The organism is Hoyosella altamirensis (assembly GCF_014191505.1).
GTDB classification, from domain to species: domain Bacteria; phylum Actinomycetota; class Actinomycetes; order Mycobacteriales; family Mycobacteriaceae; genus Hoyosella; species Hoyosella altamirensis.
This window is the reverse complement of the sequence record NZ_JACHWS010000003.1, coordinates 322,871-347,086: the sequence shown is the minus strand read 5'-3', so window position 1 is coordinate 347,086 and position 24,216 is coordinate 322,871. Positions and strand designations below refer to the sequence as shown.

The 24,216-nt window shown below is 62.8% G+C and carries 20 protein-coding genes and 1 tRNA gene; 17 read left to right on the top strand and 4 right to left on the bottom strand.

Annotated elements, in window-relative coordinates; all coding sequences use genetic code 11:
• Positions 1–42: 42 nt before the first annotated feature.
• Both FHU29_RS15695 and FHU29_RS15690 read left to right on the top strand, forming a co-directional pair.
• Entirely contained in the window at positions 43–222 is a 180-nt protein-coding gene (locus FHU29_RS15695; RefSeq protein ID WP_064441503.1) for a tautomerase family protein, read from the top strand.
• A 122-nt stretch (positions 223–344) separates the two neighbouring features.
• The gene (locus FHU29_RS15690; protein WP_064441504.1) at positions 345–665 is read left to right on the top strand and encodes a GYD domain-containing protein; all 321 of its coding nucleotides are present in this window, start codon (positions 345–347) and stop codon (positions 663–665) included.
• A 9-nt stretch (positions 666–674) separates the two neighbouring features.
• Here FHU29_RS15690 and FHU29_RS15685 read toward each other — a convergent pair whose 3' ends face one another.
• Entirely contained in the window at positions 675–1,328 is a 654-nt protein-coding gene (locus FHU29_RS15685; RefSeq protein ID WP_064441505.1) for a DUF998 domain-containing protein, read from the bottom strand.
• Between the two features lie 99 nt (positions 1,329–1,427).
• Between FHU29_RS15685 and FHU29_RS15680 the strand changes: the two genes are divergently transcribed.
• The 14 genes from FHU29_RS15680 to FHU29_RS15615 all read left to right on the top strand — a co-directional run bounded on the left by FHU29_RS15680 (position 1,428) and on the right by FHU29_RS15615 (position 18,874).
• The gene (locus FHU29_RS15680) at positions 1,428–2,243 is read left to right on the top strand and encodes an alpha/beta hydrolase (protein ID WP_341478979.1); all 816 of its coding nucleotides are present in this window, start codon (positions 1,428–1,430) and stop codon (positions 2,241–2,243) included.
• A 50-nt stretch (positions 2,244–2,293) separates the two neighbouring features.
• On the top strand, positions 2,294–3,850 hold the full coding sequence (locus FHU29_RS15675) for an anthranilate synthase component I (protein ID WP_157095293.1): 1,557 nt from the start codon (positions 2,294–2,296) through the stop codon (positions 3,848–3,850).
• A complete protein-coding gene (locus FHU29_RS15670; RefSeq protein WP_064441508.1) occupies positions 3,847–4,557 on the top strand; it encodes a TIGR02234 family membrane protein in 711 nt (236 codons plus the stop codon). The genes FHU29_RS15675 and FHU29_RS15670 overlap by 4 nt, the downstream gene beginning before the upstream one ends.
• Positions 4,558–4,612: 55 nt before the next feature.
• On the top strand, positions 4,613–5,428 hold the full coding sequence (gene trpC, locus FHU29_RS15665; protein WP_064441509.1) for an indole-3-glycerol phosphate synthase TrpC: 816 nt from the start codon (positions 4,613–4,615) through the stop codon (positions 5,426–5,428).
• A gap of 109 nt (positions 5,429–5,537) precedes the next feature.
• Positions 5,538–6,803, top strand: a complete 1,266-nt coding sequence (gene trpB / locus FHU29_RS15660; RefSeq protein WP_064441566.1) for a tryptophan synthase subunit beta — start codon at positions 5,538–5,540, stop codon at positions 6,801–6,803.
• 2 nt (positions 6,804–6,805) lie between these two features.
• On the top strand, positions 6,806–7,621 hold the full coding sequence (gene trpA, locus FHU29_RS15655) for a tryptophan synthase subunit alpha (protein ID WP_064441565.1): 816 nt from the start codon (positions 6,806–6,808) through the stop codon (positions 7,619–7,621).
• A 60-nt stretch (positions 7,622–7,681) separates the two neighbouring features.
• Positions 7,682–8,692: a prolipoprotein diacylglyceryl transferase gene (gene lgt / locus FHU29_RS15650; RefSeq protein WP_183377584.1), complete on the top strand. Its 1,011-nt coding sequence runs from the start codon at positions 7,682–7,684 to the stop codon at positions 8,690–8,692.
• Positions 8,673–9,107: a DUF2752 domain-containing protein gene (locus FHU29_RS15645; protein ID WP_341478978.1), complete on the top strand. Its 435-nt coding sequence runs from the start codon at positions 8,673–8,675 to the stop codon at positions 9,105–9,107. Before lgt ends, FHU29_RS15645 begins: the two co-directional genes overlap by 20 nt.
• 292 nt (positions 9,108–9,399) lie before the next feature.
• Positions 9,400–13,956 (top strand): glutamate synthase large subunit, encoded by a 4,557-nt coding sequence (gltB, locus tag FHU29_RS15640; RefSeq protein ID WP_064441511.1) that lies wholly within the window; start codon positions 9,400–9,402, stop codon positions 13,954–13,956.
• Positions 13,949–15,448: a glutamate synthase subunit beta gene (locus tag FHU29_RS15635; protein WP_064441512.1), complete on the top strand. Its 1,500-nt coding sequence runs from the start codon at positions 13,949–13,951 to the stop codon at positions 15,446–15,448. Before gltB ends, FHU29_RS15635 begins: the two co-directional genes overlap by 8 nt.
• Positions 15,449–15,537: 89 nt before the next feature.
• Positions 15,538–16,956 (top strand): pyruvate kinase, encoded by a 1,419-nt coding sequence (pyk, locus tag FHU29_RS15630; protein ID WP_074390903.1) that lies wholly within the window; start codon positions 15,538–15,540, stop codon positions 16,954–16,956.
• 41 nt (positions 16,957–16,997) lie between these two features.
• Positions 16,998–17,567 carry a thermonuclease family protein gene (locus tag FHU29_RS15625; RefSeq protein ID WP_064441514.1) on the top strand — a complete coding sequence of 190 codons (570 nt, stop codon included), beginning with the start codon at positions 16,998–17,000 and terminating at the stop codon, positions 17,565–17,567.
• Between the two features lie 148 nt (positions 17,568–17,715).
• On the top strand, positions 17,716–18,090 hold the full coding sequence (locus tag FHU29_RS15620; protein WP_064441515.1) for a hypothetical protein: 375 nt from the start codon (positions 17,716–17,718) through the stop codon (positions 18,088–18,090).
• Positions 18,091–18,100: 10 nt separating this feature from the next.
• Entirely contained in the window at positions 18,101–18,874 is a 774-nt protein-coding gene (locus FHU29_RS15615; protein WP_064441516.1) for a potassium channel family protein, read from the top strand.
• Here FHU29_RS15615 and FHU29_RS15610 read toward each other — a convergent pair whose 3' ends face one another.
• The 3 genes from FHU29_RS15610 to FHU29_RS15600 form a co-directional block, all read right to left on the bottom strand.
• Positions 18,875–19,456 (bottom strand): DUF1707 SHOCT-like domain-containing protein, encoded by a 582-nt coding sequence (locus tag FHU29_RS15610; protein WP_064441517.1) that lies wholly within the window; start codon positions 19,454–19,456, stop codon positions 18,875–18,877.
• A 38-nt stretch (positions 19,457–19,494) separates the two neighbouring features.
• The gene (locus tag FHU29_RS23550; RefSeq protein ID WP_064441518.1) at positions 19,495–22,956 is read right to left on the bottom strand and encodes an Ig-like domain-containing protein; all 3,462 of its coding nucleotides are present in this window, start codon (positions 22,954–22,956) and stop codon (positions 19,495–19,497) included.
• Positions 22,957–23,209: 253 nt separating this feature from the next.
• Positions 23,210–23,286: transfer RNA gene (locus FHU29_RS15600), tRNA-Leu, on the bottom strand.
• A 216-nt stretch (positions 23,287–23,502) separates the two neighbouring features.
• Here FHU29_RS15600 and FHU29_RS15595 point away from each other — a divergent pair.
• Positions 23,503–24,201 (top strand): ANTAR domain-containing response regulator, encoded by a 699-nt coding sequence (locus FHU29_RS15595; RefSeq protein ID WP_221195072.1) that lies wholly within the window; start codon positions 23,503–23,505, stop codon positions 24,199–24,201.
• The last annotated feature ends 15 nt before the right edge of the window (positions 24,202–24,216 follow it).

The following is a 24,216-nucleotide window of genomic DNA, read 5'->3' as shown; positions in this document are numbered from 1 at the left end:
TCCGATTCGCGCCGACCAGCGCCCGCGCGGCAAACTTACGCCATGCCTTTGATTCAGATTTCGCAGACCCCCGGACTCACCCCTGAACAGAAGCGCGACACAATCGCGGCCGTCACCAAGGCGTACTGCGAGGCCACAGGTAAGAGCGAGAAGGCCGTGTGGGTCGTGATCACCGAGGTGCCCCGGGAACAGTGGGGCGTAGGCGGCACCCCGCTCGGCTGACCTCCAAGCGTCCAAGCGGTAATACCTACGGCCATCCCGAAACGGCCCGCTGAGCCCAGCCCAAACGCGTAGGGTCAGATACGGCGGAGACGTCATCGACCCATGTAGGAGGCTAGACGAATATGCCGAAATATCTATGGCAGGTTAGCTATTCGCCTGAAGGTGCGCAGGGTTTGCTCGAACAAGGCGGCAGTGCTCGCAGGGCCGCAATTACGGAGATGGTCGAAAGTGTCGGTGGCAGCGTAGAAGCCTTCTACTTTGCACTCGGCGCCGAAGACCTCTACGTCATCGGGGATGTGCCAGACGAGGTCGCAGCCGCGGCATTAAGTCTGCGAACGGCGGCGTCAGGTGCGGCGAGTTCACTCACGGTGTCTCTGCTGACACCGGAACAGGTCGATGCAGCTGCAGCGAAGGAAGTGACCTACCAGCCGCCTGGATCCTGATCGGCAAGATCAGTCAGAGTCCCGATGTCGCAGAGCGCGGCGTTGGGACCTGACTTTTACGAGCGTTGCGGTCATGATGGCAGTTCCGGTAAACGCCATAAACACGGGAAGCGGGTACAACACGATTCGTTCGCTGATCCCGATATGCACTGGCGTCGCGACGAGCAGGATGATGCCGGAGAGCCCGCTGAGCGCACACAGTGCTGCCAAGATCGCAACGAGTCGATGTTGTTGCCACATCCATATCGCGACCAGAATCAGCAGAATGTGTCTTGCGATGAAGCCTGGCAAGACTGCCAGCATATGAGGGACGATGCCGTAATTCGACGGAACTAGCCCGGTCGCAGCGGTGCTGAGACCCGTGAGGACCGCAAGCGAGACGATCAACCGTCGGCGGTAGCCGTGCGGGATGGCGACGCTGAAGAGGACTGCGCCGAAGATCGTAAGCACTCCAAGTGTCACGAAGGTGGCGTTCATCAGCGGGTGCAGTGGTGAGCACAATTCCGGTTTGCAGTCGGTGACGCCAAGATCGCTGATCGTCCTGTGCCGAAAACTGTAGGTGGTCTTCCAAGCGTAGGCAGTGACAATCTCGGCAACGAGGTAAGCGAACGCGAGGCTCCACGCCGCCCCGGCAGCGAAGTATCGTGCATTTTGAGACGTCACGCGGACTCCAGGAAATCGGTCGTGCCTACACCTGAGGCTACGGCCGCTAGGCTGAGAAGGGCGATGACTCAGCCTAATCCGTCCAGCCGTGGGAGCACTGTGAGGTCAGTGCTCCCAGTCCTCACGGTCGTGGGCATCGTTGCAGGGCTGATTGTCGGCGCCGCATGGCTTTTTCAGCGGCAACTGATCTACTTGCCTACGAGCGGGGCCGTGCCGCCTGCCGCGGAGGCCGTCGACGGTGCCCGTGACGTCACCTTGCGAACATCTGATGGGCTCGAACTGTCTGCCTGGTACCTCCCAGCCGCCGAACCTAGCGCGCCCGTCGTGCTCGTGGCGCCAGGCAATGCAGGAAATCGCTACCATCGCACGCCGCTCGCCCGTGGATTCTCGGAAGACGGACTGGGTGTCCTCCTGCTCGAGTACCGGGGCTACGGCGGCAACCCAGGCTCACCGAGTGAGACCGGGCTAGCGGCGGACGCGGATGCCGCGTACGCGTTCATGACAGAGGACGAGAACCTGCCGCCGGAGCAGCTCCTCTATTTCGGTGAGAGCCTGGGAGCGGGCGTCGTCACTGCGCTGGCGGTCAGACACCAGCCGGCTGCGCTGGTGCTGCGGTCACCCTTCACCAGTCTTGCGGACGTGGGCGCACGGCACTACCCATTCCTCCCTGTACGCTCACTTCTCAAAGATCAGTACCCGGTGCTCGAGAATATCGCTGACCTGCAGGGGCTCCCTGTCACTGTGATCGCAGGGACCCGCGATTCCATCGTTCCTCTCGACCAGAGCCGCACTGTCGCTGAGGCTGCCGGCACGTCTGTCGTCGAGATCCCGGGGGCTGACCACAACGACGCGATCTTGAACTACGGTCCGGCGGTAATTTCCGCAGTCAGTGAAGCTGCCGCAAATGTCCGATGAAGCGTAGGCCGGGGCAGTCGAGTGTGACGCGCGCCTTTAGAGCTGCAAGGATGGTCGGCATGCTCGATTCGACTACGACCCGGGAACAATTCCACCACCTCGCGGAGCTGCATCGCGTGGTGCCTGTGACCCGGAAAGTGCTCGCTGACTCTGAGACGCCGCTGTCGGCCTACCGGAAACTCGCCGGAGACCGGCCGGGAACGTTTCTCCTGGAGTCGGCCGAGAATGGGAGGTCGTGGTCACGCTGGTCGTTCATCGGGGCTGGCAGTCCCTGCGCGCTCACGGTGCGTGATGGTGAAGCGGCGTGGCTGGGCTCAGCCCCTGTTGGTGCGCCAGCGGGCGGTGACCCCATCAAGGCGCTGCGCGACACGCTAGCGTTGCTGCAAAGCGAGCACATTGACGGGATGCCGCCGCTGACTGGCGGACTTGTCGGCTATATGGGCTACGACGTTGTCCGTCGGATCGAGCGCCTGCCGGAACACACTGTCGACGACTTGCAGATCCCTGAGATGGTGATGCTGCTTGCCACCGATTTCGCTGCCTTCGACCATCATGAAGGCAGCATCACGCTCATCGCGAATGCAGTGAACTGGGACGGCACGGCCGAGCGTGCGGATGAGGCATACGACACGGCGGTGGCACGCCTCGACGAAATGGCACAAGCTCTCGGTGCGCCCGCTACCTCCACGGTCTCGGTGTTCAGCCGTCCTGAGCCCGACTATCGGCGGCAGCGCACCAGCGACGATTTCGCCAGCGCGGTGACGCAGGTGGTGCACGAGATTGAGGCCGGTGAAGCGTTCCAGGTGGTGCTCTCTCAGCGTTTTGAGATGGAAACCAGTGCGGACGGGCTGGACGTGTACCGGATGCTCCGTGCCTCGAACCCAAGTCCCTACATGTACCACCTCCGTGTGCCGAACGAAGCAGGGGAGACGGGATTCACCATCGTGGGTTCAAGTCCGGAAGCGCTCGTCACCGTGAAGGATGACGTGGCGATTACGCACCCGATCGCTGGGACGCGCTGGCGAGGGGAGACCGAGGAAGACGATCTTCTCCTCGAGAAGGGACTTCTCGAGGATGAGAAAGAAAACGCTGAACACCTGATGCTGGTCGACTTGGGCAGAAACGACCTTGGGCGAGTCTGCCAGCCTGGCACGGTGAAGGTCACCGATTACCGCCATGTGGAGCGGTACAGCCATGTCATGCATCTGGTTTCGACGGTCTCCGGACGTCTCCGCGATGGAAAGACTGCACTCGATGCGGTGACCGCGTGTTTTCCAGCAGGGACGCTTTCGGGCGCGCCGAAGGTCCGCGCCATGGAGATTATCGACGAACTCGAATTGACCCGGCGCGGGCTGTACGGGGGGATCGTGGGGTATCTCGATTTCACCGGGAATGCTGACACGGCCATCGCGATCAGGACGGCGCTGCTGAAGGATGGCATCGCATACGTCCAGGCAGGGGCTGGTGTGGTCGCTGACTCGTCGCCCGAGTACGAGGATGACGAGGCCCGCAACAAGGCGATGGCTGTGCTCAAGGCAGTGGCCGCCGCAGGCACGATCGAGCCATTGACACCAGCCGCCAGTGATGCGGATTCGGGTGACGCATGACGGCGGGAGCCGTTGAGCAGCACGGGCAAACCAAACGGCGCCGGGCACTTGCGATGATGCTCGTGCTGGCGGGTGCCGGCCTGGCCTGGGCGTCATCTAGGGCGGGCTGGATTGTGATGACGGTGGCCGATGGGTTGCAGCCTGCGCGGCTGGAATCAGTCATCGGCGCGACGTGGGCAGCGGAACTGGGCCCGATCGCGCTCGCCATGGGTGCCGCGGTGATCGCGATGCTCGTTGTACGCGGCCGCTTTCACCGGCTTGTGGGCGTTGTCATTGCCGTTCTCGCTGGAGCGGCCGCGGTGTCACCGATACGGGTGCTGGTTACGGGAGTCGACGAGAATCGTGTGCGTCAACTAGAGAGTTTGCCTGTTCGCGCCGAAATCGCGGACCTTTCCCTCACCATGTGGGCGCCCAGTCTTGCGCTGCTAGGGGCTGTCGCGGGACTCGCGGGTGCTGCGCTGGCGATAGCCGCACCGGGCACTGAAGGCGCTGCTCAAAGCCGCTACCAGACACCGGCGGCCCGTCGCGACGATGTACGTGCTGTCATGCGGGATGAGGAAAGGGACGGGGCGATTTCGGGTGGAGCGGCCGCGGGCATACCATTGAACGAACGTCTGCTGTGGGATGCGCTTGATGCGGGCGAAGATCCCACCGCGGGCGCGGATGAGGGGCCGGATAACTCAGGAAACCGGCCGGGTTTAGGCTAGTAGCTATCGCCAAGGGTGGCAGCAATTCTGGCGGGAAAGGACACGTGGGGGCAGCATGACGGTTCTCGACTCCATACTCGACGGTGTGCGGGCGGATGTCGCTGCCAGACAAGCGCGTCTTGACATCGGCGAAGTGCAAAAGCTCGCTCAGAAGGCGCCCAATCCAGTGGATGCGACGGCAGCGCTGCGTGAACCGGGCATTGCGGTCATCGCTGAGGTAAAGCGGGCCAGCCCTTCACGCGGTGAATTGGCTGACATCCGCGATCCCGCTGACCTCGCGCGAGAGTATGAACTCGGTGGCGCCCGAATTATCAGCGTGCTGACCGAGGAGCGTCGTTTCCACGGTTCGCTCGCGGATCTGGATGCAGTCCGCGCGACTGTGAAGATTCCGATTTTGCGCAAGGACTTTGTCGTGGGGCCGTATCAGATACATGAGGCGCGCGCCCACGGTGCGGACGTCATCCTGCTGATCGTGGCCGCCCTAGAGCAAGACGTTCTCGTCTCGCTGCTGGACCGGACGGAGTCACTCGGTATGACAGCGCTCGTGGAGGTCCATACAGAGCAGGAAGCGGATCGCGCACTCGAGGCGGGAGCCCGAGTGATCGGAGTGAACGCGCGGGACCTGAAAACCCTCGAAGTTGATCGCAACTGCTTCGCACGTATCGCCCCGGGGCTGCCCAGCGACGTAATCAAGGTCGCAGAGTCGGGCATCCGTGGACCGGCTGACCTGCTCGCGTATGCGGGTGCCGGTGCGGACGCGGTGCTCGTCGGCGAAGGCCTGGTGACTAGTGGTGATCCGCGCGCAGCGGTCGCGGATCTGGTCACTGCGGGGACCCACCCGTCGTGCCCGAAGCCCGCTCGGAACTCGTGATCGAATCGAGCGCGCCGGGGTGCGGGCAACACGTCCCGGCGATGTAGGGCAGACTGGCAGGGTGACATCGCTGGATTACAAGGCGGCAGCGCAGCCTGGCGGCAAGAATATGCCGCGCGCGAGTGCCGGACTGACCGAACGCAGTACGACCGACCCGGATACCCGCGGCCACTTTGGTGACTACGGAGGCCGGTTCGTTCCCGAAGCGCTGATGGCTGTGATCGAAGAGGTGACGGCCGAGTACGAGAAGGCTCGCGCGGACGATTCCTTTCTCAACGAGCTGGACCGCCTCCACCGTGACTATTCCGGTCGTCCGTCACCGTTGTACGAGGCGACGCGCCTCAGTGAGCATGCGGGTGGCGCACGAGTGTTTCTCAAGCGTGAGGACCTGAACCACACCGGCTCGCACAAGATCAACAATGTTCTCGGCCAGGCGCTGCTCGCGAAGCGAATGGGCAAAACGAGAGTGATTGCGGAGACTGGGGCCGGCCAGCACGGCGTGGCCACCGCCACCGCGTGTGCATTGCTCGGGCTGGACTGCGTTGTGTACATGGGCAAGGTCGATACTGACCGTCAGGCCCTGAATGTAGCGCGGATGCGGTTGCTGGGCGCCGAAGTGGTGGCGGTGGAGACTGGATCGAAGACGCTCAAAGACGCGATCAATGAGGCCCTTCGTGACTGGGTGACGAACGCCAGCGAGACGTACTACTGCTTTGGCACGGTTGCAGGCCCGCACCCTTTCCCGCTGATGGTGCGGGATTTACAGCGCATCATCGGCCTAGAGGCGAAAACTCAGATCAGCGCAGTGACTGGGCGTCTTCCCGATGTCGTCGCCGCGTGCGTCGGTGGCGGATCCAACGCGATCGGCATCTTCCACCCCTTCATCGGTGATACGAACGTCCGCCTCGTCGGTTTCGAAGCGGGCGGTGATGGTGTGGAAACAGGCCGGCACGCCGCGACTATCAGCGGCGGTTCACCCGGTGCGCTGCACGGCGCATATTCCTATCTGCTGCAGGACGAGGATGGTCAAACGACCGAATCGCATTCGATCTCCGCGGGACTTGATTACCCCGGTGTCGGGCCTGAGCATTCGTACCTGAGCGATATAGGCCGGGCCGAATACCAGTCCGTTACTGATTCGGAGGCGATGGACGCGTTTGCGCTGCTGTGCCGGACTGAGGGAATCATCCCTGCTATCGAGTCCGCGCATGCCATCGCGGGTGCGCTGCGACTCGGCGAGGAACTAGGCAAAGGCGCGATCATTCTCGTTAACCTCTCGGGGCGCGGCGACAAGGACGTGGAAACGGCTGCCAAGTGGTTCGGTATTACCGGCGAAGCGACTGGCCAGCATGAGTCAGGAGGAGACGGGACGTGACGGTGACTCCGCATCAGGAACAATCTCGCCTCGCACCGGTATTCGGGCGATGCCACGCAGAGTCGCGGTCCGCTCTGGTGGGATATCTTCCCTCCGGGTACCCGGACAAAGACGGCTCGCGCGCGCTGTTCGGAGCGATGGTCGAAGGCGGCTGCGACATCATTGAAGTGGGCATACCGTACTCGGATCCCGTCATGGACGGCCCGACAATTCAGGCGGCGGCAAATACGGCCCTGAAATCTGGATTCCGCGTGCGCGATGTGTTCGCGACGGTAGAGAACATCGCCAGCGCCGGTGGCAACGCTGTGGTGATGACCTACTGGAACCCTGTCCTTCGTTACGGTGTGGACGCGTTCGCACGCGATCTAGCGGCGGCAGGCGGCCTCGGCTTGATCACTCCGGATCTTATTCCGGAAGAAGCAGAGCACTGGATCGCCGCTTCACGCGACCACGACCTCGACCGGATCTTCCTTGTCGCCCCGTCGTCGACCGAGGAGCGAATCGCGTTGACCGCGGATGTGAGCCGAGGGTTTCTGTACGCAGCCTCAACGATGGGTGTCACGGGCGCGCGGGATGCAGTATCGACATCGGCTCCGGAGCTTGTGGCGCGCATCCGCGCGCACAGCCAGATTCCGATCGGTATCGGTCTCGGTGTCAGAAATGGTGCGCAGGCTGCCGAGATCGCTCGGTACGCCGATGGTGTGATCGTCGGCTCCGCGCTGGTTTCGGCGGCTCAGGAAGGCCCAGACGCGGTTGCTGAGCTCACTCGGGAACTCGCGGCCGGGGTACGGGGCGCAGCCCAGTCAGCTACCGTGTGAACGCGCCTGTGGCAGGCGTGTTGTGCACCAGAACCACGGTGAAAGATCAGGGGGAGTGTTGTGACCCAGAGCTATCTGGCCGCAGAGTCGGCTGATCTGCTCGCATATTTGCCTAGCCCGCCGCAAGGCGTGTGGCAGGTAGGACCGCTCGCGATCCGCGCGTACGCGCTGTTCATTATCGTCGGCATTATCGTTGCGATCATCTGGGGTGATCGGCGCTGGCAGGCGCGTGGTGGCGAGAAGGGAACCGTTCTGGACATCGCGATCTGGGCGATTCCCTTCGGTTTCATCGGTGGCCGGCTTTATCACGTAGCAACTGACTGGCAGAAGTACTTCGGTGAAGGTGCCAGCCCCGTTGACGCGCTGAAGGTGTGGCAAGGCGGGCTCGGGATCTGGGGCGCTGTCGCGTTCGGTGCACTAGGTGCATGGATCGGGTGTCGTTTGCGGGGGATTCCGCTTCCTGCGTTCGGTGACGCGGTGGCACCAGGTATCTTGCTGGCCCAGGGCATCGGCCGTCTCGGAAATTACTTCAACCAGGAGCTCTACGGTCGCACCACGGACCTTCCCTGGGGCTTGGAGATCTATACGCGGCTCGATGCGGATGGCCGGATAGACAACCTGAACGGTGTGTCTACGGGGCAGCTCGTCGACGTGGTCCATCCGACATTCCTGTACGAGCTGTTGTGGAACGTCTTCTTCGTTGTGGTCCTTGTCCTGATCGACCGGCGGACCCGGATTGGCCACGGACGATTGTTCGCTCTCTATGTCGCCGGGTACTGTTTCGGCCGGTTCTGGATCGAATTGTTGAGGGCAGATCCCGCGAATGAGTTCTTTGGGGTTCGCATCAACTCGTTCACTTCTGCGCTCGTCTTCCTCGGTGCAGTCGTCTACATCGTCCTCGCGCGAAAGGGCCGCGAAGCCCCCGAAGCCCTCAAGTCCAAGGAAGCGCGCGCGGCCGAGGCGGAGACCGCACCGGAACCAGCAGATGCCACAGCGACGGCTGCGGGGTCCGCATCCTCGTCTGCGGCTGACGACAGCGAATCGGTGAACGGTGGTACCGGAAAGAGCTGAGGTGGTCCGCAAGGCAGCCCAGGGCCACAGGCGCACAATCGCAGGTCTGGTCCTGGCTGGCGGGCTGGGAGCCGGATGCGTGTACCTATGGGCGTTCAGCCCGCATGAACCCGGCTCCATCTACCCGCCGTGCCCCACCAAACTCTTTACAGGTTTCGATTGCCCCGGCTGTGGGGCTCTTCGGATGGGTCACGATCTGCTTCGCGGAGACCTGGCCGCCGCAGCTCACGACAACTTGTTCTTGCTCGTCCTATTGCCCATTGGCGTGGCGTGGGGAACCTGGTTCGGGTTGCAGCGCAGGAGGGGCAGGCGGCCGGCACTGCCGGTCCGGTCGCTCATCACCCTTGTGGTAATTGCGGTTGTCTGGGGCGTGGTGAGGAACCTTCCCGGATTCCCTTTGATCCCTGGTGGATGAGTAATTCTTCGAATTGTCTCAGTTCCACCAAGTGGGGGTATTCGTGCGCCCTTGTTAGAATTGACCGATCCGGACAAAAATCCGGAGGAGCCGCATCGCGCTCACGACAGTCGCGATGGGCTGGTACGGCGTTCACGGGCCAGCGAAGTCCGCGTGGAAAGACTGAAAGACTGGCTGGCCTGCGAGCCGGCCGGAGAATGTGCCCGCCGCGGCGATATTTCAGCGCCACCCTGCACGCTTACCTAGTGTTGCCGGACGGACACACCCCGCAGACGACTGTGGAGGTGATGCGTTGCTTTTCTCGCACACACCGGCGCGACATCAGCTCTATGACCCTGCGAATGAATCGGACTCGTGCGGTGTCGGCCTGATTGCCGATATATCGGGTCGACGGTCGCACGCGGTGATCGAGGACGCGTTGCAGGTACTTGCCAATCTGGATCACCGCGGTGCGCGCGGAGCTGAACCCAACACCGGTGACGGCGCCGGGATCTTGCTGCAACTTCCCGATGAACTGTTCCGTCAAAAATACAGCGATATGGTATTTCCCCACTGGGATGCCGGGGAGGCTTACGCCGCAGGCATCTGTTTCCTTCCGGTGCACGAAAATGACCGAGCGGAGGCGCAGGAGTTCGTCGAACAGGTCGCCGCCGACGAAGGCTTGCACGTCCTCGGATGGCGTGATGTTGACGTCGATACCGAGGCAGCCGACATTGGCAGCGCCGCCCGGGAATGCATGCCGCACATGTCTTACCTGTTCATCACAGATGGCGCAGCAGGGGAGACGAATGGTGTGCGCCGTCGCGGCGCCGTTCTCGACCGAGCCGCGTATTGCCTTCGCAAGCGCGCTGAACGTGATGCCGATGTCTACTTCGCGTCTCTTTCATCGCGCACGATCGTCTACAAAGGGATGTTGCTGACGAATCAGCTTCCGATTTTCTTCCCTGATCTGCGTGACAAGCGGTGCCGCAGCGCCATCGCTGTAGTACACAGCAGGTTTTCGACGAATACTTTCCCGAGCTGGCCACTCGCGCAGCCTTTCCGATTCCTCGCGCACAACGGTGAGATCAACACCATTCGCGGGAACCGGAATCGGATGCGCGCGCGGGAATCATTGCTGGCGAGTGACCTGTTTCCTGGAGACTTATCGCGCACGTACCCGGTCTGTACTCCGGACGCGTCTGACTCCGCGACGTTCGACGAGGTTCTCGAACTATTGCACCTCGGCGGTCGGCCCATTCCCCACGCGATGCTGATGATGATCCCCCAGGCGTGGGAAAACGACGCGTCGATCCCCTCGGATATCCGGGCGTTTTACCGCTTTCACGCCTCCCTGATCGAGCCTTGGGACGGCCCGGCATGTGTTGTGGCCACGGACGGTTCGGTGGTTTCGGCGACCCTCGACCGCAACGGCCTTCGCCCGGGACGGTGGTGCCGCACGCACAGCGGACGGTTCGTTCTCGCGAGTGAGTCCGGTGTGCTCACCATCGACGAGGCGGATGTCGCAGAAAAGGGCAGGTTAGAACCTGGCGTGATGCTCGTCATCGATACCGTCGAGGGCCGCATCGTGCCCGACGCTGAGCTGAAGCGGGAACTCGCAGCACAACACCCGTACCAGGAATGGCTTGACGAGGGACTCGTCGATCTCGATTCACTTCCCAAACGTCGCCGTCAGCTCGATGATCATCCAGCGGTCGTTGGGCGGCAGGTAGCGTTCGGGTACACCGAAGAAGAACTCCGGGTCATCCTCACCCCGATGGCTCGCACCGGCGCTGAACCTCTCGGATCAATGGGGACCGACGCGCCCATCGCAGTGCTGTCGCGGCGTCCCCGGATGCTCTATGACTACTTCGCGCAACTCTTCGCGCAGGTGACGAACCCGCCGCTCGATGCGATACGCGAGGAGATCGTCACATCGCTGAGCCGCGTCATGGGGCCGGAGCAGAACCTTCTGGAACCAGGCCCGGCGTCCTGCGAGCAGGTATGTCTAAGCGCTCCAGTTCTCGGTAATGATGACTTCGACACCCTGGTCAGGATCGACGACCATCGCCCGGAATTCCAGACAAGGGTGCTTAAGGCGCTCTTCGACGTGGAGAGTGGCGGCGAGGGTCTGGCCGACGCACTGGCTGAACTACGTGCCCGAGCCAGTCGCGCTGTCGCAAAGGGTGCGAAGATCCTGGTTATTTCGGACCGGGACTCAGATCATCAGCGAGCGCCCATACCGTCATTGCTCGCGGTGTCAGCGGTGCACCACCACCTGATCAGAGAAAAGGAGCGCACGCGCGTCGCCCTCGTCGTGGAGTCAGGGGACGCTCGCGAAGTCCATCACGTCGCGTTGCTGATTGGATTCGGGGCGGCAGCGGTGAATCCCTACATCGCGATGGAAACGGTGGCTGACCTTGTTCGTGAAGGCGAGATAACGGACGTGGACAGGCCCACTGCTGTCCGGAATTACCTGCAAGCGCTCAGCAAAGGGGTGCTGAAGGTGATGTCGAAGATGGGAATTTCGACCGTCGGCTCGTACACCGCGGCGCAGGTATTTGAGGCGGTGGGCCTCGATCGCGCCCTTGTCGACGAGTACTTCACGGGTACGTCGTCGACGATCAGCGGGGTGGGGCTTGATGTTCTGGCGCACGATGTGCGGCTACGGCACCGTCGTGCGTATCCCGACAACCCGACTGACCGGGTGCATCGCAGGCTCGACGTGGGTGGCGAGTACCTGTACCGCCGTGAAGGTGAATTGCACTTGTTCACGCCGGAATCGGTGTTCTTACTGCAGCATTCAACGCGAACCGGCCAGTTCGAGTACTTCCGTAAGTACACGGATGAGGTGAATCGCCTTGCGCGAGAAGGCGGAACATTACGGGGTCTGTTCCGGCTGCGCACCGGTTTGCGCGCACCGGTTCCGATCGATGAGGTGGAGTCAGCGGAGAGTATCGTGACCCGCTTCAACACCGGTGCCATGAGCTATGGCTCCATCTCCGCGGAGGCGCATGAAACCCTCGCGATCGCGATGAACCGCCTCGGGGGCCGGTCGAACTCAGGCGAAGGCGGTGAGGATGCGGATCGGCTGTATGACCCGGAGCGGCGCAGCGCGGTCAAACAGGTAGCGTCGGGGCGCTTCGGTGTGACGAGTGAATACCTGGTCAACGCTACGGACATTCAGATCAAGATTGCGCAGGGGGCGAAGCCAGGCGAAGGTGGGCAGCTCCCGGGCTTCAAGGTGTACCCGACTATCGCGCGCACGCGGCATTCGACACCCGGCGTGGCACTGATATCACCACCGCCGCACCACGACATCTACTCGATCGAAGACCTTGCCCAGCTGATTCATGACCTGAAGAATGCGAACCCGGAGGCCCGCATCAACGTCAAGCTGGTGAGTTCGGTGGGCGTCGGTACCGTAGCGGCGGGGGTGTCGAAGGCGCACGCGGACGTTGTGCTGATTTCAGGCCACGACGGCGGAACGGGCGCCGCCCCGTTGACGTCACTGAAGCACGCGGGTACGCCGTGGGAGATTGGGCTGGCGGAGACGCAGCAAACGTTGGTGCTCAATGGCCTCAGAGACCGGATAACTGTCCAGACTGATGGCGGCATGCGCACGGGCCGTGACGTGATGGTCGCAGCCCTGCTCGGGGCGGAAGAGTTCGGTTTCTCCACCGCGCCGCTTATCGTTGCGGGCTGCATCATGATGCGGGTTTGTCACCTGGACACGTGCCCGGTAGGAATCGCCACACAGAATCCGGAGCTGCGCAGGCGCTATACCGGCAAGGCAGAGTTCATCGAGAACTTTTTCCTCTTCGTCGCTGAGGAGGTCCGCGAGTTTCTCGCGGAGATGGGGATGCGCAGCGTCGACGAAGCCATCGGCCACACCGAGATGCTTGATGTCGACGAGGGTGTCGAGCACTGGAAAACCGCCGGACTTGACCTCACCTCGATATTGCGGACGGGCGTCGACGACCGCGCCGCACCCCAACAGCGCCGACGTACCCGCGGGCAAGACCACGGGCTCGACAAGGCGCTCGACCATACTCTCATTCAGCTAGCCGAAGGGGCTCTCGAGGATGCGCACCCAGTTCACCTGGACGTGCCAGTCCGCAACGTCAACCGCACCGTGGGCACACTGCTCTCCTCAGAAGTGACACGGCGCTACGGAGCGGCAGGGCTCCCCGACGACACCATCCACATCACGCTGACGGGAACAGCGGGCCAGTCAGTCGGCGCTTTCCTTGTTCCCGGTGTGACCCTCGACCTCGTAGGAGACGTGAATGACTATGCGGGAAAGGGACTGAGCGGAGGGCGGCTGATCGTGCGGCCTTCGCCGCGCGCACGATTCGTCGCGGAGAAGCAGGTCATCGCCGGGAACACGCTCTTGTACGGGGCAACTTCTGGTGAAGCGTACTTTCGGGGCCGTGTCGGTGAGCGTTTCGCTGTCCGGAATTCCGGCGCATGCGCAGTTGTGGAATCTGTCGGTGACCACGGTTGTGAATATATGACCGGGGGCCGGGTGATCGTCCTCGGCGCAACGGGCCGCAACTTCGCGGCAGGGATGTCCGGCGGAATCGCTTTTGTGCTGGATCTGAATGAATCCAACGTGAACCTCGGCATGGTGACACTGCAGGAACCAAACAGTTCGGACCTCGAGGAACTTCATGATTCGCTGCGTGACCATCAGCGGTGGACTGCTTCTCCCGTGGCAGCGGCGCTACTTGGTGAATGGCCCCATTCTGGCTACCGCTTCACCAAAGTCATGCCGCGTGATTATGAGCGCGTGCTCGAAGCTACTCGGCGTGCTCAGGCTGAGGGCCGTGACATTGACGAGGCCGTGATGGAGGCAGCAGGTGGCTGACCCGAAAGGTTTCCTGAACGTGGCGCGGGCTGATGCGCCGCGGCGCGCGATCCCGGACCGCCTAGGCGACTGGCGCGACGTCTACGAGGAAGAAGAGTGGAAAGCGCGCAGCCGGGACGTGTCAGAGCAGGCACGCAGATGCATGGATTGCGGCATTCCCTTCTGCCACTCGGGGTCCGCCGGGTGCCCGCTCGGCAACCTCATTCCTGAGTGGAATGACCTGGTCCGGCGCGGACGCTGGGACGCCGCTGCAGAGCGGCTGCACGCCACGAACAATTTCCCTGAGTTCACGGGACACATCTGCCCGGCACCGTGCGAACCTGCGTGCGTCTTGTCAATCTCGGAGAAAGACACTGGGGGTGCGGTCGCGATCAAGCGGGTCGAGCTCGCGATCGCGGATGCAGCATGGGCGGCGGGAAGCGTCGTACCACAGCCGCCGACGGTGTCGAGCGGCCGATCCATCGCAGTGGTCGGTTCTGGCCCGGCTGGGCTTGCCGCCGCTCAGCAGCTCACCCGTGCGGGCCACGACGTCACCGTCTATGAACGAGACGACCGGGTTGGTGGGCTTCTGCGGTACGGGATACCGGAGTACAAACTTGAAAAGCGAGTTCTCGACCAGCGTCTGATGCAAATGCGCGCAGAAGGCACGCGGTTTATCACCGAATGTGACGTCGGCGTGCAGTTGCCGGTACGGAAGTTGCAGGACCAATATGACGCGATCATCCTCGCGGTTGGTGCACTGCAGGGTCGCGATAATGAGGTGCCTGGACGCGAACTCACTGGCGTCCACCTAGCAATGGAGCACCTGGTACCAGCGAATCGGGAATGCGAAGGGGACGGGCCCACAACGTTGTCGGCGGCGGACAAACACGTCGTCATTATCGGAGGCGGCGACACAGCTGCCGACTGTTACGGCACTGCGCTGCGGCAGGGCGCGAAATCAGTAACTCAGCTCGATGTGTACCCAGAACCGCCGCGTGAGCGCGACCCCGGAAAGACCCCATGGCCGATGTGGCCGCTGATTCTCCGGAACTACCCAGTCCATGACGAAGGCGGTACCAGGACATTCGCAGTAGCTGTGGAGCGCTTCGTTGGTGACGACAACGGCCACGTGTCCGAGGTTGAACTCGTCAATGTGCGGGCACGGAAGAACAAGGACGGCAGGCGCATCGTCACACCGATCTCAGATCCTTTCACCATCCCGTGCGGTTTGGCTCTGCTCGCGATCGGGTTTGACGGGGTCGGCGACCTGCCGGTCGTATCTGGGCTGGGGCTCAGCCTGAACAAACGTGGCACTATTTCGTGCGGGCCAGACTGGAAGACCACGGCTCCGGGCGTGTTTGTCTGTGGTGACGCGCATCGCGGTGCGTCGCTCGTGGTGTGGGCAATCGCGGAGGGACGCTCCGTCGCGCACGCGGTCGACGCATACCTCACCGGGCATTCTGACTTGCCGGCGCCGGTGCACCCGACCGCGCTGCCTCTGGCGCTGTGACGGAATTTGAGGCGAATTTGCGGGGAAATCACCGTCCATAGTGTGGGTTCCCGTGGAACAGGGAAGGCTCCGAGGCTAAGGTTTGTGGGGTGAAACGTCGCGCTAAGATCGTATGCACCCTTGGGCCCGCAACTGGGTCGGAAGATAAAATTCGTCAGCTAGTTGAAAGTGGAATGAACGTCGCCCGGCTGAACATGAGCCATGGTGACCACGCTACTCACGAAGCCAACTACCGTCTGGTTCGTGATGCGGCCGAAAAAACCGGCCACAACATTGGAATTCTCGCGGACCTGCAGGGTCCCAAAATCCGTCTCGGCCGCTTCACTGAAGGCGGCACCACCTGGGCAAGTGGGGAAGAGGTGCGGATCAGTACAGATGAATGTGAAGGCACTCATTCCCGGGTCTCCACGACCTACAAGGGCCTCAGCACGGATGCGCGTGCGGGTGATCGGCTGCTTGTGGACGATGGCAAAGTTGGTCTCGTCGTCACTGCCGTCGAAGGCCCCGATGTGGTGTGCCGGGTTGTGGAGGGAGGCCCGGTCAGCAACAACAAGGGTCTTTCCCTGCCCGGAATGAACGTATCCGTGCCTGCTCTGTCCGACAAAGATATCGCTGATCTCGAGTTCGCACTGAAACTGGGTGTCGACATGATCGCGCTGTCTTTTGTGCGGTCACCCTCAGATATCGAACTGGTCCACGACGTGATGGACAGAGTGGGCCGCCGTGTTCCGGTAATTGCAAAGCTCGAAAAGCCCGAGGCGATCGACAATCTGGAAGCGATTGTCCTCGCATTCGACGCCATCATGGTCGCCCGTGGCGATCTTGGTGTTGAAATGCCTCTCGAACAGGTTCCACTCGTCCAGAAACGCGCCATCCAGGTTGCGCGCGAGAACGCGAAACCAGTGATCGTGGCGACGCAAATGCTGGACTCGATGATCACGAATCCGCGACCGACGCGCGCCGAGGCCTCGGACGTAGCCAACGCAATCCTCGACGGTGCAGATGCGGTAATGCTCTCGGGTGAAACGTCCGTCGGTCAGTACGTCATGGAGGCAGTGCGAACGATGTCACGCATCGTCTCCGCTGTTGAGGCGGAGTCGACTGTCGTGCCGCCGTTGACGCACGTGCCGCGGACAAAGCGCGGCGTGATTTCGTACGCGGCGCGTGATATCGGTGAGCGGCTCGAAGCGAAGGCGCTCGTCGCATTTACGCAATCCGGTGACACGGTGCGCAGGCTTGCTCGCCTGCACACCCATCTGCCACTTGTCGCGCTGACGCCAGTGTCCGACGTACGGCACCAACTCTCGCTGACATGGGGAACCGAAACGTTCACTGTTGACTACGTGGAAAGTACCGACGCGATGATCAGGCAGGTGGATGAGGCACTGCTGGAGATCGGCGGGTACGAGCGTGGTGACCGAGTGGTGATCGTGGCCGGCGCCCCGCCTGGAACGGTGGGCTCGACCAACCTGATCCAGGTCCACCGCATCGGTGAGGACGACCACTAGAGTTGCGCGTTCGCTGGTGGAGCGGCAGCCAGGCCGGGCTTGTGACATCCCTCCTGGCTGCCATCGTCGTGTCGTCTTGTTCAGTGGGAGTGCCGCCCGATGGGCAGGGTGTCGGCGCCGGATCCGTCCAGACTCATGAAGCCAGCCAGAACGAGGCAGGCCTGGTCATGCCAGCTTCCGTGGAAGGCCCGTTCCTCGTAGACCGGGTCATCGACGGTGACACCGTACGGGTACTGATTGAAGGTGATTCGGTTCGTGTTCGTCTGATCGGCGTAGACGCGCCCGAGACGAACCACCCGCAACTGCCGGTCCAATGTTTCGGATATGAAGCCACGGAACATGCCCGTAGATTGGTCGACGGTGCACGGGTGTATCTGGAATACGACCCGAGCCAAGGACGGCAGGATCGTTTCGGGCGTGAACTTGCATTCTTGTGGTTTGGCAGTAATCGTCTGCTGAATTACGAATTGATTCGCGATGGATTCGCGTTCGAATACACATACGGTGACGCTTATCATTACCAAACACTCTTTAAGCAGGCACAGCGTGCTGCTGATTCAGGAGATCGCGGACTGTGGCACGCCAGCACTTGTGGCGGCGTAGTCGAGTAGAACCTGCGTGCGCCGTGAGCGTTAACTAAGGTAAGCACCAAGCAAGCATCGCCATTTAGGCCCGCTGCTCCTGACTTTCCGCGAAACTATGGTCAGGAGGTATAGCGGGCTTCGCTGGCGTGGCAACAACCCTGGTCCGCTCACGGCGATGGAATCGTGGGAAACGTGGAATACATTCGATGAGCGATGGAGCGCTGCGTTCGCAGCGGAATACATCGATGGAATGCACTTCACGGACTACATCTGTGAGGTGGATGCGCTGATTCGCGGCGCAAATTTCCGGGGTGCACTCGAAATTATCCGCTCAGTTGTGGGAAGGCTCGCGGTGCGCTCTGACTTGATTGGACAGGAAATACCGCTGTGGTGGGTGACGACCGGTGCGTGCATCGCGCGAAAGATTGATGACTGTGAATCGGAGCTATGGTTCTACGACACATGGATCAGGCATCAGGCGGTGGGTACCCGTAGGCGGACGGTCGCGGAAGCGCGCCGCCGCTGCCAGCTGCGCCTAGCGACGAATTAGCATTTCCGATGTGAGCCCGCGTCCAGCTGAAGCCCAAAAGCGCATCCGGGCATCCGAATGGCCCCTCATCGCTGCCGCATTTCTCTACATCGCGGCCTATTCGGTTTTCGTCCTGATGCCGGACAGCGCGCTGCGTGGTGCAGCGGAAGTGGCGATGATCGCGATATGGGTGCTCTTCGCGGCTGACTACCTCATCCGGCTATCCGCCGCGAAACAACGTAGACGCTGGTTCGCACGGAATCTGCCCGATCTGGCAATCGTTGCGCTGCCGATGCTGCGGCCATTGCGGTTGCTACGCCTCATCGTCATCTTCCACCGTTTGCAGATCTCGGTGGGAAAGACGCTCCACGGCAGGCTGGCGGCCTACGCGGCCGCGTCTGCGGCACTGCTGATCTATATCGCTTCGCTCGCCGTCTTAGACGCAGAGCGTGGGGCAGAGGGAGCGGAAATCACCACCTACGGCGACGCCATCTGGTGGTCTATCGTCACGGTCACGACGGTCGGATACGGAGACACGGTTCCCGTAACCGGCGCTGGCCGAGTCATCGCGGTACTTCTGATGCTTGGCGGAATCGGATTGATCGGAGTCATCACTGGCCTGCTCGCCTCGGCCATCGTCAAGCGTGTGAGCGAGGGAGATGGGACCGACGAGAACGCGTCGCGGGCGCAGGTGGAGCATGTCGATCAGCGGATCGGAGCGCTTGAGCAGCGAATTTCTGAACTTACTGGACTCCTCGCGGCTCGCCGCACCTCGCCGGGCGGCACCGGGAACACCGAGGCGTGATCAGCGGCGACCGAAAAGCTTCCACCTTCGGCGCGGGCGCCGGATGACCACGTCCCCCATCCCCGAGTGCCCGATCACGCGAATCCGGGAAAGCCCCAGTGTTTCGTCCGTGACCGCGTTACTCACAGACCCGGAGTCCACGCCGATTCCTTCGGCGTTCACGGGCACTCCATCGGGGACGACCACAACGACACCGCCCGATTTCGACTCCACCTCGACGAGCACCTCACCTACGGGAAGAACGGCTTCGGTGAAGTCGAGGTGAATGTTGCCCATTTCGGTCTTGGCGATGATGTGACGTGGGACTTTCCAGCGCCCCTCACGGCGCACATCGTTCACGGTTGCGGTCAGACGGATGGTGTCGGGCTCCTTGCGGCCCAGCTGTGGCAGACCCATCGGCAGGTCCGAGATGAGGGGCTCAAGTTCGCCGTAGGTCTGCGCGGCATACACCTTGGTGAGACGATCCTCGAGTTCGCCGAAACTGATTCGGCCCTCGCCGGAAGCTTGGTGCAGCAGCCCGGCCACAGATTCCCGATCAGCGTCCGAGGCTCTGAGGTTCTTTCGTTCGGGATCGGTACTCATGTCACCACGATATCCGCAGGCGACACATGTGTTTGCCGTCAGCTGCCGAGGCTGCTTGTATCCGGCCCTCGCAGCATGAGCAGTCTCAGCTGTCCAGAGCTTGGAGCGTTACCGGAAGCCACATCACCGGAGTAGGTTGCGGTGATGGTGTTGTAACCGAAGTTCAGCGCTGAGATGTCGGCGTTGGTGAGCACCGCGGTGCCGTCGACGACGGGGACTGCGCTGCCGAGCGCAGTGTCACCAAGAGTGAACGTCACGGTGCCCGCCGACACCACCGTTGAGGAGCTGACAGTCGCCGTCAAGTCGAGAGCCTGCAAGTAGGTCAGCGGGTTGTTATTCGCGCTCACCGTGGTCTGCGTGGTGCTCGTGTACACCTGGGCGGTCGCTTGACCCTCGGACGGTGCATGGATGGTGTCGCCGAGGTACCGAGCCTCCACCAGTCCCGATCCCGCCTGCAGTGGCGGCGAGGTAACTGTGGTGGCAGAGTCGAGCGGCACGGGTGCGCCAAGTTCAGCTCCGCCTTGCAGGAACTGCACCGATCCGGTGGGCGCGGGCGCGATGGTGTTGCTGACGCTTGCCACGGAGGCGTCGGCAGTAGCGCCAGCGATGATCGGCTCGGCAGGCAAGATCAGCGTCGTCGCTGTTTCGATCTGGGCCACCGTTTGCTGCAGGGTCTGGGTACTCGACCCGAACCTGCTGTCACCCGAGTACTCAGCGGTGATTGTGCGCTGGCCCGTTGTCAGGTCCGAGACCGGGGCGCTGGTGGCAGTCGCCGGGCCTGCGGCCGCCAGAGGGACCGGGCCACCTAGGTTTGTTCCATCAACCTTGAACTGCACCGTTCCCGTCGGGCGTTCGGCCACTTCGTCGCCGGGCGTGACGGTCAGTGTGAAAGTCACCGGCTGCCCCGGATATGAAGGATTGTGCTCAGATGTCAGGGTCACCGTGTCGGCCTCTGTAGCAATGTATTGGGTGACGGCTCCGGACACTTCGGCGAATATCTTGTCCTGGCCGGGCAAATAAGTGGCGATCACGTGGTGCTCGCCAGGATCAAGAGTGTCGATGGGTGGCAGGGCAGCGATGCCGTCGACCAGCGCAACCGGGCTGCCGACGGTGGTGCCATCGATCTGGAACTGCACGTGACCGGTGGGTGTGCCGAAGGACGGCGTGGTTTCCGGCCGCTGGGCCACCGTCGCGGTGAATGTCACTGGCTCGCCCGGCTGTATCGCGTTGCCATCGGCGCTGGAGACCAACTCCATTGTGGTGGGTACGTGCACCGCATGCAGCCGGAATGTGGCGTGCCCAACGAGGCGAGCAGGGTCGTCGGCGAGGGAAGCATCGACGAAGAACCCACCTTGGGGGTCACTGACTGTCCATTGATCCGCCGGCAACAACTCCACTTCCACCGTCGCGTGGCCGGACGCGTCGGTCATCGTGGTTCGCGTGGTTGACCCGGTACCGCTGAAGCGGGCTACGGCGCCCTGCTCCGTGGGCATCGACCAGATGATCTGCTGGTTAGCCACCGGGCCACCCCCGGCGTCGGTGAACTTGACCTGCAGCTCGTGGGGGAAAGATTGTCCCGAATACGCACTCTGACCGTTTCCAGCGGCGATCGAGACGCGACTGCGGGTAGCGGGGATGGGTTCGATCAGTTGGATCTGACCGTTGACCAGTTCGGCGTTGCTCCCGTTGTACTGATCCCCTGGGGCGCCGTGGTACTCGTGCACCGGCTGGTGGGGGACGCTGGTGACGGCTGAGCTACCGCCGCCTCCGCCGCCTCCGCCGCCATCGTTGGCGCCGGAGGCGCCGTGGCCGAGACCTCCGCCGCGGTGACCGCCACCGCCGCCACCGCCTCCGCCGCCCGTAGCAGCCCCTGTGCCATGACCACCGTTATGCCCGCTTTCGCTTCCGCCCTCTCCGCCGAAGCCGCCGCCGAAGCCGCCGCCGAAGCCACCACTGGTGCCGTCTCCAGGGTCGAGTCCGCCAGGCCCACCGTCACCTCCGTCCCCGGAGAAGCCGTTTCCGCCCCCACCGCCGCCACCCCCTGCGACCGCGAGGGGGGTCACTGTGGCGCCGCTGGGCGAGGTGCCGCACTCCGCGCTGGTCTGGCTCACCGCTGAGGACCCGCCTCCGCCCGCGCCGTCGTAGGAAGCGTCCGAGTCCGCTTCACCGCGTGAGCCGCCATGACCGTGGCCCCATCTGCCGTGGGCGTATCCGAACTGGGCTACGTGGAGTTCCAGCTGCTTGCGTTCGTCGACCGCAATGACCGCTTGAAGCCCGCTTCCGCTGCCGCCGTTGCCGACATCGCCGAACTCGTGGCCACCACCAGCGCCAGCCGCACCACGGACGTCAGCGAACAGTTCGGTGACCCCGTCACCGACGCAATGGTAGATAGCGTGGCTGCCGCTGTGGCCGTAGGTCGTGGTGCGCACACCCTGAGCTCCAGTAATGAACAGCACATAGCCGTCACCGGAGACAGACGCCACGTCGATCGTCGGCTGGAGTACGGCTGCAGATGCGTAAGACGTTCCACCGCCACCTCCGTTGCCGCCAGCGCCGTGTGCGATGACGTGCCCGGGGTGAATTTCAGTCGCCTGGGCCGCGGCGCCGCCACAGCCGCCTCCTCCGTTGCCCGGCACTCCCGCGTAGCCACCACCGCCACCTCCGCCTCCGCCACCGCCACCGGTGGTGTCGAAGGTGCCGCCGGGCTGACCGGCGCGCCCGTGGCCGCACGACAGGCCGCTGGCTGTCGCGGAGGCCTGCGTGTTGTTCTCGCCAGCACTGCCTTCATAGGGGGCGCCTTCCTCGTCGTCGACGCCGGCGCTGCCCTGACCCCCGTCGCCTCCCGAGCGTGCCTCGTCGCCGCCGCAGAAGGCGAAGAAGGCATCGTCGTCACCGATGACGTGGCAGTCAGGTCCGTTGCCGCCGGCCCCTCCGCCGCCGGCAGCCACCATCACTTCCGTGCCGTCGATCAGCACTGCAGACGCGCCACCTCCGCCGCCGCCATCCCAGCCACTGGACCACACTGTGCCGAAGTTGGTGAGGTGGTCAACCGCCTCGCCCCGTGCGCCGCCGGAAGCGTATGGCGAGTAGCCCCCGCCCGCGTCGCCTGCACACCCGACTTGGACTTCGAAGATCTGCCCTGGCTGAACGTGTACGGCGCCGCTGACCAGCCCCCCGAGGCCGCCTTCCCCAGTGTGATTGGGGTTAGGTGTCTGACCCTGCCCGCCGACCGCCTCGATATACACGCTGCGCTGCCCCTCCGGCACGGTATATGGCTGGGGACCCGAATTGCAGTAGAAGACAGCGATTTCCAGTCCTGTTTCCTCGTCGGTGAGGAAAACGGGCGCACGCTCAGTGGTCTCGGCGATCGGTAGTGGGCTGGGCAATCCGGATTGCGCCGACGCGACCGAGGGGCCGGCACTCAGCGTCATTGCGCATGCCAACACGGTCGGCAGCGCGATGGCGGCTGGCAAGCGGAGGCGAAACACGCTGCTGGTCATGGTGACTCCGCTCGCTCAGGAAGCTGAATTGAGCAGAATCTAGCCGCCGCGCCGGTGGTACGGCGCGGCCTTGAGGCTCAGTCCGATAACAGTCAGGTGTCTGTTGGCGCGAGGTGTCACATCGCTCCGGCGCGGAGCGCATCACGAGCGGCAATGTGAGAAGTATCACAGAAGTTTGCGTGGGGTGAGGGTGTGGGCCCTGGTCAGAGCAAGATCAAGATGTGAAAGGTCCAGCGGAACGGTAAGGCAGCGTTGGTGCCCTCGGTGGGACTCGAACCCACACTGGACGGGTTTTGAATCCGTTGCCTCTGCCAATTGGGCTACGAGGGCGCAGTGCTGCGACGGTGCCGGAGCTAGCCGTTCCCGGTTCTGCTCCGCACGCGGAGACACAGGTTACCGGACGTGGTGCCCCTGTGGCACATCACTGTAGATCATTGGAGGATCGCGTTCACCCCCGGTGCACCGGTACCCTTCAGTTGCGGAACCAAACGAAGAAGTTTTCCCGCTGTAATCGCTTAAAGAATGTTCGTAAAGGGGACAGTGTCGATGAAGGGCTCCGAGGCTTCGAACGCAGAGGCCGACGTGAAGGGTGCCATCGCTTCGGAAGTGACTGAAGCGGCGGAATCCACAGCAAAGGCCAGCAGTTCGGCGTGGCCGGTGCGCCGCGTTCTTGTCGCCGAGGATGAGACCCTTATCCGCCTCGATCTCACCGAGATGCTGCGCGACGAAGGTTACGACGTCGTTGGTGAGGCGGGAGATGGTCAGCGTGCAGTCGAACTCGCAGAAGACCTGATTCCTGATCTGGTGATCATGGACGTGAAAATGCCGATTCGCGACGGTATTGACGCAGCATCTGAGATCGCGGCGAAGCGTATCGCCCCGGTCGTCATTCTCACCGCTTTTAGTCAGCGTGAACTAGTCGAACGGGCACGCGACGCGGGTGCCATGGCCTACCTCGTCAAGCCTTTCACCCAGGGCGATCTCGTTCCGGCGATCGAACTCGCGACGAGCCGGTTCGCCGAGCTGAAGGCCCTCGAAAAAGAGGTCGGGGAGCTGACTGATCGCCTTGAGACGCGCAAACTCATAGACCGGGCCAAGGGCGCGTTGATGAACGCGCACGGCATGACGGAACCTGAGGCGTTTCGCTGGATTCAGCGCGCGGCGATGGATCGCCGGACGACGATGAAGGTTGTCGCACAGGTTGTGATCGATACGCTCGCGATGAAGCCGAAGCCCGGAAAATAGGACGTCTGAAAGTAA

Bases quoted from the DNA above. Each gene is read 5' to 3' on its own strand.
- FHU29_RS15595 (WP_221195072.1), top strand. From the start codon at position 23,503: ATGAAGGGCTCCGAGGCTTCGAACGCAGAGGCCGACGTGAAGGGTGCC.
- FHU29_RS15690 (WP_064441504.1), top strand. From the start codon at position 345: ATGCCGAAATATCTATGGCAGGTTAGCTATTCGCCTGAAGGTGCGCAG.
- FHU29_RS15620 (WP_064441515.1), top strand. From the start codon at position 17,716: ATGGAATCGTGGGAAACGTGGAATACATTCGATGAGCGATGGAGCGCT.
- FHU29_RS15670 (WP_064441508.1), top strand. From the start codon at position 3,847: ATGACGGCGGGAGCCGTTGAGCAGCACGGGCAAACCAAACGGCGCCGG.
- FHU29_RS15695 (WP_064441503.1), top strand. From the start codon at position 43: ATGCCTTTGATTCAGATTTCGCAGACCCCCGGACTCACCCCTGAACAG.
- FHU29_RS15675 (WP_157095293.1), top strand. From the start codon at position 2,294: ATGGTCGGCATGCTCGATTCGACTACGACCCGGGAACAATTCCACCAC.
- trpC (WP_064441509.1), top strand. From the start codon at position 4,613: ATGACGGTTCTCGACTCCATACTCGACGGTGTGCGGGCGGATGTCGCT.
- FHU29_RS15610 (WP_064441517.1), bottom strand. From the start codon at position 19,456: ATGAGTACCGATCCCGAACGAAAGAACCTCAGAGCCTCGGACGCTGAT.
- trpB (WP_064441566.1), top strand. From the start codon at position 5,538: ATGCCGCGCGCGAGTGCCGGACTGACCGAACGCAGTACGACCGACCCG.
- FHU29_RS23550 (WP_064441518.1), bottom strand. From the start codon at position 22,956: ATGACCAGCAGCGTGTTTCGCCTCCGCTTGCCAGCCGCCATCGCGCTG.